Annotated in this window: 10 protein-coding genes; 7 read left to right on the top strand and 3 right to left on the bottom strand. The window is 58.1% G+C overall.

Translation table 11 applies throughout. From position 1 onward, the window contains the following. Positions 1 to 5: 5 nt before the first annotated feature. Entirely contained in the window at positions 6 to 554 is a 549-nt protein-coding gene (speG, locus tag C2E16_RS16250) for a spermidine N1-acetyltransferase (RefSeq protein ID WP_038624597.1), read from the bottom strand. A gap of 92 nt (positions 555 to 646) precedes the next feature. Continuing rightward, positions 647 to 826: a hypothetical protein gene (locus C2E16_RS16245; RefSeq protein ID WP_038624598.1), complete on the bottom strand. Its 180-nt coding sequence runs from the start codon at positions 824 to 826 to the stop codon at positions 647 to 649. Between the two features lie 162 nt (positions 827 to 988). On the opposite strand from C2E16_RS16245, the gene C2E16_RS16240 reads away from it, so the two are divergent. The 6 genes from C2E16_RS16240 to C2E16_RS16215 all read left to right on the top strand — a co-directional run bounded on the left by C2E16_RS16240 (position 989) and on the right by C2E16_RS16215 (position 7,712). After that, positions 989 to 1,420 carry an OsmC family protein gene (locus tag C2E16_RS16240; protein ID WP_084971093.1) on the top strand — a complete coding sequence of 144 codons (432 nt, stop codon included), beginning with the start codon at positions 989 to 991 and terminating at the stop codon, positions 1,418 to 1,420. A 157-nt stretch (positions 1,421 to 1,577) separates the two neighbouring features. After that, complete coding sequence (locus C2E16_RS16235) at positions 1,578 to 3,266, top strand: sensor histidine kinase (protein WP_084971091.1); 1,689 nt, start codon at positions 1,578 to 1,580, stop codon at positions 3,264 to 3,266. Next, the gene (gene btsR, locus C2E16_RS16230) at positions 3,260 to 3,988 is read left to right on the top strand and encodes a two-component system response regulator BtsR (RefSeq protein ID WP_084971089.1); all 729 of its coding nucleotides are present in this window, start codon (positions 3,260 to 3,262) and stop codon (positions 3,986 to 3,988) included. The genes C2E16_RS16235 and btsR overlap by 7 nt, the downstream gene beginning before the upstream one ends. Before the next feature lie 71 nt (positions 3,989 to 4,059). After that, on the top strand, positions 4,060 to 4,524 hold the full coding sequence (locus tag C2E16_RS16225; RefSeq protein ID WP_038624606.1) for a YehS family protein: 465 nt from the start codon (positions 4,060 to 4,062) through the stop codon (positions 4,522 to 4,524). Between the two features lie 519 nt (positions 4,525 to 5,043). Then, the gene (fhuE, locus tag C2E16_RS16220) at positions 5,044 to 7,251 is read left to right on the top strand and encodes a ferric-rhodotorulic acid/ferric-coprogen receptor FhuE (RefSeq protein ID WP_084971087.1); all 2,208 of its coding nucleotides are present in this window, start codon (positions 5,044 to 5,046) and stop codon (positions 7,249 to 7,251) included. Positions 7,252 to 7,328: 77 nt separating this feature from the next. After that, a complete protein-coding gene (locus tag C2E16_RS16215; protein ID WP_084971085.1) occupies positions 7,329 to 7,712 on the top strand; it encodes a TfoX/Sxy family protein in 384 nt (127 codons plus the stop codon). Positions 7,713 to 7,786: 74 nt separating this feature from the next. On the opposite strand, the gene C2E16_RS16210 is transcribed toward C2E16_RS16215, so the two are convergent. Next, positions 7,787 to 8,542, bottom strand: a complete 756-nt coding sequence (locus C2E16_RS16210) for a DeoR/GlpR family DNA-binding transcription regulator (RefSeq protein WP_038624610.1) — start codon at positions 8,540 to 8,542, stop codon at positions 7,787 to 7,789. An 85-nt stretch (positions 8,543 to 8,627) separates the two neighbouring features. On the opposite strand from C2E16_RS16210, the gene C2E16_RS16205 reads away from it, so the two are divergent. Next, positions 8,628 to 9,245, top strand: a complete 618-nt coding sequence (locus C2E16_RS16205) for an NUDIX domain-containing protein (protein WP_244555336.1) — start codon at positions 8,628 to 8,630, stop codon at positions 9,243 to 9,245. Positions 9,246 to 9,250: the final 5 nt, after the last annotated feature.

Raw genomic sequence — 9,250 nt, 5'->3', positions numbered from 1 at the left:
GCGCGTTACTGGGCGGTGGGCTTCACCATCGCGCCGGTCGAGGCCTTGTGCTTTTCCAGATACTGATGCTGGAAAATGCACATGCGAATCGTATTGCGGTATTCGCCGTTGATAAAAAATTCGTGGCGCAGCACGCCTTCGATCTCAAACCCCAGCTTGCTGTAGATATGGATCGCCTTTTCATTCTCCTGATCGACGATCAGGTAGAGCTTATAAAGGTTCAGCACCGAAAAGCCGTAGTCCATCGCCAGCTTCGCCGCCTGGCTCGCCAGCCCTTTGCCCTGATGGGTTGGATCGATAATGATCTGGAATTCGGCGCGGCGATGCACATGGTTAATCTCTACCAGTTCCACCAGGCCCACTTTTTCGCCGTCGTTTTCCACCACGAAGCGGCGCTCGCTCTGATCGTGGATATGCTTGTTATAGAGATCGGAGAGTTCGACAAACGCCTCATAGGGCTCCTCGAACCAGTAGCGCATCACGCTGGCATTGTTGTCCAGTTGATGTACGAAATGGAGATCTTCCCGCTCAAGCGGGCGTAGTTTTACGCTCATAACGGCATCCTTGTAGTAAAAGCCGGCTTACACCGGCGTCTCGCGTGCAGGCAACGAGAGAGCAGCCCGTTCTGCTGCGGGCTGTCGGGCAATCAGCAGACGCCGAAATCGCCATCTTCATGATAAGGATTGACCGAGCTGGCCGGCACTTCGATCTCTTTTTTCTCCGCGTCGTCAATGCGCGCGCACCACAGCGTTTCGCCCTCCACGCGCAGCACCTGCATTTTTGGACCGCCGGTTTTCGCCTGAACAAAATCATTTTTCTGGAACATGGTTTCTTCCTGATTTGTGGTTAGTTACATTTTTTTCCTGCGCGGCGCGCGCGCGGCGGCGCGGGTTCGCTGGCCGTCGCGTCACGCGCAGAAAGTCGCCGACGGGTGTTACTCAGCAGGCTAACTATACTGATAGTACATTTCAGCAAAACAGGAGGAAAGATGACCATTCATAAGAAAGGGCAGGCGCATTGGGAAGGCGATCTTAAAAGCGGTAAAGGCACTATCTCTACCGAAAGCGGCGCCCTGAGCCAGCAGCCCTACGGTTTCAATACCCGTTTTGAAGACAAGGCCGGCACCAATCCCGAAGAACTGATTGGCGCCGCGCACGCCGCCTGTTTTTCCATGGCGCTTTCAATGATGCTGGGGCAGGCGGGCCATACGCCGCAGAGCATCGACACCACGGCGGACGTCTCGCTGGATAAGCAGGGCGAAGGGTTTGCTATCACCAAAATCGCTCTCGACAGCACGGTCAAGCTGCCGGGCATCGATAACGCCGCGTTTGATGAAATTATCAACAAGGCGAAGGCGGGCTGTCCGGTTTCGCAGGTGCTGAACGCTGAAATCACCCTGAACTACCGTCTGGAAAATTAAGTCGACGCATTTTCTCTCAGGCCGCCGCTGTTTGCGCAGGGCGGCCTTTTTATTCGCTTTTCCTGCGCCCGCGCGCTCCGTTTTTTGCCGCGCTTCAAAGAAAAAATCCTTTCCGCACTGTATGTTGCGCGCTGGTCAATAAGGCGCGGTTAACGGCATGTATGAATTTAACCTGGTGCTGCTGCTGTTGCAGCAGATGTGCGTGTTTCTGGTCATCGCCTGGCTGATGAGCAAAACCCGGCTTTTCATTCCTTTGATGCAGGTGACGGTGCGGCTGCCGCATAAATTTCTCTGTTATGTGGTGTTTTCGGTGTTCTGCCTGCTGGGCACCTGGTTCGGGCTGCATGTTTCCGACTCCATCGCCAACACGCGCGCGGTGGGTGCGGTAATGGGTGGGCTGCTCGGCGGTCCGGTGGTCGGCGGCCTCGTGGGCTTGACCGGCGGACTGCACCGCTATTCGCTGGGCGGCATGACCGCCGTCAGCTGCATGGTTTCCACCATTGTCGAAGGGCTGCTGGGCGGCCTGGCGCACCGCCTGCTGATCCAGCGCGGCCGCAGCCATCAGGTTTTCCATCCGCTGACCGCGGCGATGGTGACGCTGGCGGCGGAAATCATCCAGATGGCGATCATTTTGCTGCTGGCGCGGCCTTACGATGAGGCGCTGAAGCTGGTCTCCAGCATCGCGGCGCCGATGATGGTCACCAATACCGTCGGCGCCGCTCTCTTTATGCGCATCCTGCTGGATAAGCGCGCAATGCTGGAAAAGTACAGCTCCGCCTTTTCCGCTACCGCGCTGAAGGTGGCCGCCTCTACCGAGGGGATTCTGCGTCAGGGCTTTAACCAGGAGAACAGCATGAAGGTGGCGCAGGTACTTTACCGCGAGTTGGATATCGGCGCGGTGGCGATTACCGATCGCGAGCAGCTATTGGCCTTTACCGGCATCGGCGGCGATCATCATCTGCCGGGACGGCCGATCTCTTCCGTCTGGACGCGCCGCGCCATTGAACAGGGCGAGGTGGTTTACGCCGACGGCAACGAAGTACCTTACCGCTGTTCGCTGCATCCGCAGTGCAAACTGGGATCGACGTTAATCATTCCGCTACGGGGCGAAAACCAGCGCGTGATTGGCACTATTAAACTTTACGAGGCGAAAAACCGGCTGTTCAGCTCGATTAACCGCACGCTGGGCGAAGGCATCGCGCAACTGCTCTCCGCCCAGATTCTGGCGGGGCAGTATGAACGGCAAAAGGCGCTGCTGACCCAGTCGGAGATTAAGCTGCTGCATGCGCAGGTTAACCCGCATTTCCTGTTTAACGCGCTCAATACGCTGATGGCGGTGATCCGACGCGACAGCGAACAGGCCGGACAGCTGGTGCAGTATCTCTCCACCTTTTTCCGTAAAAACCTCAAGCGGCCCAACGAGGTGGTGACCCTCGCCGATGAGATTGAGCATGTGAACGCCTATCTGCAAATTGAGCAGGCGCGCTTTCAGGCGCGTCTGCAAGTCACGCTCAGCGTGCCGGATGCGCTGGCGCAGGCGCGGCTGCCCGCCTTTACGCTGCAACCGATTGTGGAGAACGCCATTAAGCACGGCACCTCGCAGCTGCTGGGCGTCGGCGAAATTTGGCTTAGCGCGTCGCGCCAGCAGGATCGGCTGGTGCTGGAGATTAAAGATAACGCCGGGCTTTACCAGGAGAAAAGCTGCGCGGGCGGGCTGGGCATGGGCCTGGTGGACAAGCGCCTGCGCGCCCGCTTCGGTGACGACTGCGGCATCAGCGTCCGCTGCGAGCCGGAGCGGTTCACCTGCGTAACCCTGCGTCTGCCGCTGGAGGAGAAGCTGTGTTAACGGTGCTGATTGTGGATGATGAGCCGCTGGCGCGGGAAAACCTGCGCGTGCTGCTGGAACAGGAAGAGGATATCGCCATTGTCGGCGAGTGCGCCAATGCGGTTGAGGCGATCGGCGCGGTTCACCGACTGCGCCCCGACGTGCTGTTTCTGGATATTCAGATGCCGCGCATTTCTGGCCTGGAGATGGCGGGCATGCTGGATGTGGAGCAGCGTCTCCATATCGTGTTTCTCACCGCCTTCGATGAGTATGCGGTGCGCGCGTTCGAGGAGCACGCCTTCGACTACCTGCTGAAGCCGGTAGAGACGGGGCGCCTGGCGAAAACGCTGGCGCGGCTGCGTCACGAACGCGGCGAACAGAATGTTGCGCTGCTGCCGGAAAACCAGCAGGCGCTGAAGTTTATTCCGTGCTGCGGCCACAGCCGCATCTGGCTGCTGCCGATGGCGGAGGTGGCCTGCGTCAGCAGTCGGCTCAGCGGCGTTTTCGTCACCAGCATCGACGGCACCGAAGGGTTCACCGAACTGACGCTGCGTACGCTGGCGTGCCGTACGCCGCTGATGCGCTGTCACCGGCAATATCTGGTGAATATGGCACACCTGAGAGAGATCCGCTTACTGGAAAACGGTCAGGCGGAGCTGCTGCTGCGCAGCGGGCAGAAGGTGCCGGTCAGCCGCCGTTATCTGAAAAGCCTGAAAGAGGCGCTGGGGCTGAAAAGCGCGTAGTTTTGCTCGTCATCAGCGCAGAGATCGCTATACTGCCCGCTTTGAATACCGGAAGGGCGAGGAAGATCGCGATGATGAATAACGATGTGCTGCGTAGCCTGCGCTACATGCTGAAGCTGAACAATAACGAGATGGTCGCGATCCTGGCGCTGGCCGATACCGCGGTGTCGGCGGAGCAGGTGGCCAGCTACGTGCTGAAAGAAGAGGAAGAGGGCTTCGCCCCCTGCCCGGACGTGGTGATGAGCTGCTTTTTAAACGGCCTGATTTACCACAAACGCGGTAAAGATGAGAGCATGCCGCCGCTGAAGGTGGAGCGTCGCATCAACAACAATATTATCCTTAAAAAGCTGCGCGTCGCCTTTGCGTTAAAAACTGACGATATTCTCGATATTCTCACCGCTCAGCAGTTCCGCATCTCCATGTCGGAAATCACCGCCATGATGCGTGCGCCGGAGCATAAAAACTACCGCGAGTGCGGCGATCAGTTCCTGCGCTATTTCCTGCGCGGCTTAACCGCCCGTCTGCGTCCGGCCTGACATCGGCTTGAGACTGATTTTTCCTCATCATCTTATTTTGTCGCATAAGAGCCCGGCAGCGCTGTCGGGCTTTTATGCAAGCCACGCCGCGTATTGGTCTCGCTGCATCTCGGATTCCGCTATTAGTTACAACACACAAAAAGTCAAAAGCAGAAGCGAGACCGTGCATCCTGTTTTCTTCTCGCATCGGTCAAGATACCGCTGCGTCTTTTAGCAGTCCTCCAGATTTCATTTCTGTCATACCGCTGCGTTCAATAGCGCGAATACTCCTGTGCGATCGTTTGCTAAACCGCCATTAATATTCATTTACACTATGAATGGAAATGATTAAAGTTCTCATTCGCAATACTAACGGTAAGCTGCTTGCGCTGTCGTTCATTACCGCCGTTTCAGAGACTTTTACTATGCCAGCAGTGGCTGTTGGCTCAGGGATAGATGCGCGAAGGATGAACGCCTCTCCTGTTGGAAGCGGAACGCGTCTCGCAGCAGACAATAATAAAATCTCGCGAAGGTGAAAAAATGGTTTTTTCTAACAGTATCAGGGAAGGGCGCGTTGCCGGCTCCGCAGCAGGGAAACAGACCGCTCTGCTTTTAACGCCGCTTGCCGCGCTGGTGGCCATTGCACTGCATGCGCCAGCCGCCGTTGCCGCTGAGGCGGCGAAAGAGGAAACGCTGGTGGTGGAAGCGTCAGGCGACAGCGCCGACAATACCCAGGCGAGCGACTACAGCGTGCCGGTTACCCAGGCGGGCGCCAAAATGACCTTAACCGCACGCGAAATTCCGCAGTCCGTCAGTATCATCAGCAAGCAGCGCATGCAGGATCAGCAGCTGCAAACGCTGGGCGATGTGCTGAAGAACACCACCGGCGTGAGCGAAAGCGTGGCGGATTTCGACCGTAGCACCTTCTATTCGCGCGGTTTTATGATTGATAACTACATGGTGGACGGCATTCCCACCGTGTTTGAGGAACGCTGGAACCTCGGCGACTCCGCGGCCGATACGTCCATTTACGATCGCATCGAAGTGGTGCGCGGCGCGACCGGGTTGATGACCGGCACGGGCAACCCATCGGCGGCGATTAACATGGTGCGCAAGCACGCCGACAGCCGCGAATTTGTCGGCAATGTCTCCGCCAGCTACGGCAGCTGGGACAAGCAGCGTTACGTTCTCGATCTCTCGGCGCCGCTGACCGATTCCGGCAACGTGCGCGGACGCCTGATCGCCGGCTACCAGGATAATGACAGCTATATCGATCGCTACAGCGCCAATAAGAAATTCATCTACGGCGTGGTGGATGCCGATCTCACTGACTCCACCACTCTGTCCGTCGGCTACGACTATCAGGAAACCAACGCCGACAGCCCGCCGTGGGGCGGCCTGCCGCGCTGGTACACTGACCACAGTAAAACCGACTACGATCGCAGCGACAGTACCGCGCCAGACTGGGCCCGGAGCGATAAGCAGTCGAGAAAAGTCTTCGCCACCCTGACGCAGCGTTTCGACAGCGGCTGGCAGTTCACTCTGAACGGCACCCACACCGAAACCGAACTCGACAGCAAGATGCTCTATATCGACGGCTTCTTCGATAAAAACAGCGGCATCGGCGTCAGTGCTTATCCCAACTATCCGGTAGTTGGCGGCACCGGCTACAACACCGGCAAGCGTAAAGTGCACGCCCTTGACGCCTTCGCCAGCGGCCCTTACGAACTCTTTGGTCGTCAGCATGAGCTGATGACGGGCGTCAGCTACAGCCGTCAGCACAACCTCTATATGAGCACCTTCGCCAACCTGTCGGCGGACGAGGTGGGCAATTTCAATAACTGGAACGGCAGCTTCCCGGAAACCGCCTGGGGGCCGCTGAGCCTGGCGCAGGAAGACACCATCCACCAGAAATCGGCCTATACCGCGACGCGTGTTTCGCTGGCCGATCCGCTGCATCTGATTCTTGGCGCCCGCTACACCCAGTGGAGCGCCAGCACGCTGACGCAGAATGTGGAGAAGAACCGCATTACGCCTTACGCCGGGCTGATTTACGACATCAATGACGCCTGGTCCGCCTACGCCAGCTACACCTCGATCTTCAATCCGCAGACTTATCGCGATATCAACGGCAGCTACCTTGCGCCGGTCACCGGTAAAAACTACGAGGCGGGCGTGAAGGCGGACTGGCTGAACAGCCGCGTTACCACGTCCATGTCGGTGTTCCGCATTGAGCAGGACAATGTGGGACAAAGCACCAGCCTCCTTATTCCCGGTACCCAGGAATACGCTTACTTCGCCACGCATGGCACGGTGAGCAAAGGGGTGGAGTTTGAGATCAACGGCGCGGTAACCGACGACCTGCAAATGACGCTCGGCGCTACGCGCTACGTGGCGGAAGATGGCGACGGCAATGCGATCAACCCCACCCAGCCGCGCACCAGCGTCAAGCTGTTCGCCGCCTGGACGCCGCCCGCGCTGCGCGACCTCACCGTCGGCGGCGGGGTGAACTGGCAGAACAAGGTTTGGCAGAATGTCAGCGCGCCGGAAGGCAACGGCACCTGGCATGCCGGGCAGGGCAGCTATGCGCTGGTTAATCTGTTTGGCCGTTATCAGGTGACCAGGCAGCTGTCGGTGCAGGCGAACCTCAACAACTTGCTTGATAAGAAATATGACACCAGCGTCAGTCAGTATGTGGTCTACGGCGCGCCGCGCAATGTGACCGTTACGGCGAACTATAGCTTCTGATGAATAACGGGCTACACTGGCGCTAAAGCGCAACGACCGGCACGTTGGCGGTCGTTGCGCAAGCGCAGGAGGAAGCGATGCCCGTTTATGATGAAACCACACAGTTTATTCTTGATCAGATCGCCCCGCTGGGGCGCTTCGCCGTCCGCCGCATGTTTGGCTGCACCGCGCTGTTTTATGACGGCCTGATGGTGCTGCTGATTGACCCGGCGGGCGTGGTGTTTCTCAAAACCGATGCGCATAACCGCAGCCGCTTTATCGCCGCTGGCTGCGAACCCTTCACCTACGCCCGGCGCGGCGCGGATGGCGCGGTCAAATCGGTTGAGCTGTCTTTTTACACCCTGCCCGACGCGCTGCTGGAAGACCAGGAGGCGCTGGCGGAGTGGATACGATCGGCGATTGACGCCGCGAAGCGCGCCGACAACGGCAAAAAACGCGCCGGACGCAGTCGCGCGCATTAACCAGGTCACGTTCGTCCGCGCTTTTGCGCTGACGCATTAACATCGGGCGGCTGCCGCCATTCGGCCGCAGCGCGTCACGCTTTAATTACCGTGACCCCTTTCTCGATAAAGGGCGTCAGCAGATGTTCATCGGTATCGCTTTCCACAATCATTGTATTGATCAGCGCCAGATCGCCGATAACCCAGGCCGAGGCGGTATTGAGCTTCTCCGGCGAGGCCATGACCACGGTTTCCGCCGCCTTGCCGGCAAAAGCCCGTTTAATGCAGGATTCTTCATAGTCGCCGGTGCTTAATCCCGCCTCGGCGTGAATGCCGGTCACGCCCATAAAAAAGATATCCGCCCGCACGTTAGCCACGTTTTCGATCGCCGCCGCGCCGACCGCCACCAGCGAATGCCTGAACAGGCGTCCACCGATCATGATCACGTCGATCAGCGGGTGATCCGCCAGGCCCAGCGCAATGCCGGGGCTGTGCGTCACCACGGTAATTTGCAGGCTGTGCGGCAAAAAGGTAATCAGCTCGGCGGTGGTGGTGCCGCCGTCGATCATGACCACCTGACCCGGCTCGATCAGCGCCGCGGCCCTTTTCGCAATGGCGCGCTTGGCGTCCAGACGCAGATTTTTCCGCTCGGAGAAGGTGGCGGCGGCGGCGGAGGCCGGCAGCGCGCCGCCATGCACCCGTTGCAACAACCCTTCGGCGGAAAGCTCGCGCAGATCGCGACGGATCGTATCTTCGGAAACGTTGAATTCTTCGCTCAGCATTTTCGACAGCACCTGGCCGTCGGCGGCGAGCTTTTGCAGGATGAGTTGTTTACGTTGTGAGGTCAGCATAGGTTTCTTCTTAATTGCACGAAAATTCTTGAGTATGCATGTTTTTGCACGATATAGTGCGCATATTACCGAAGGAGGTGCGTCCATGCCAGTAAAACATGCAGAAACGGGTAACCTGACAGGCAACAGACAGGCGGAGGTGCGAATTGTAGAAAGCAAAACGCTATCCGACGACTGGTATTTACTGAAGAAATACACGTTTGATTTCCGGCGACGGGACGGGGAATGGCAGCGCCAGAGCCGCGAAGTTTACGATCGCGGCAACGGCGCGACGCTGCTGCTTTATAACCGCGCAAAGCAGAGCGTGATACTTACCCGCCAGTTCCGCTTTCCGCTCTACGTGAACGAGCATCCTGGCTTTCTGTTGGAAGCGCCGGCGGGGCTGCTGGATAACCTCGATCCTGAGCAAAGAATCAGGGCGGAGGTAGAAGAGGAGACCGGCTATAGCGTCGGGCAGGTGCAGAAAGTTTTCGAGGCTTTTATGAGTCCCGGCTCGGTGACGGAGAAGCTCTATTTCTTTATTGCGGAGTATCAGGCAGGCGATCGCGCCGGAGACGGCGGCGGGATAAAGGAGGAGGACGAAGATATCGAGGTGTTGGAAGTTAGCTTTCAGGCGGCGATGCAGGCGATCCGGGATGGCGACATCGTGGATGCCAAGACCATCATGTTATTACAGTATCTTGCCCTTAACGGCATCATGTGAGGCAG

The organism is Mixta calida (genome assembly GCF_002953215.1).
GTDB classification, from domain to species: Bacteria; Pseudomonadota; Gammaproteobacteria; order Enterobacterales; family Enterobacteriaceae; genus Mixta; species Mixta calida.
The sequence above is the reverse complement of the archived record's forward strand: the minus strand, read 5'-3'. Positions and strand labels throughout refer to the sequence as shown.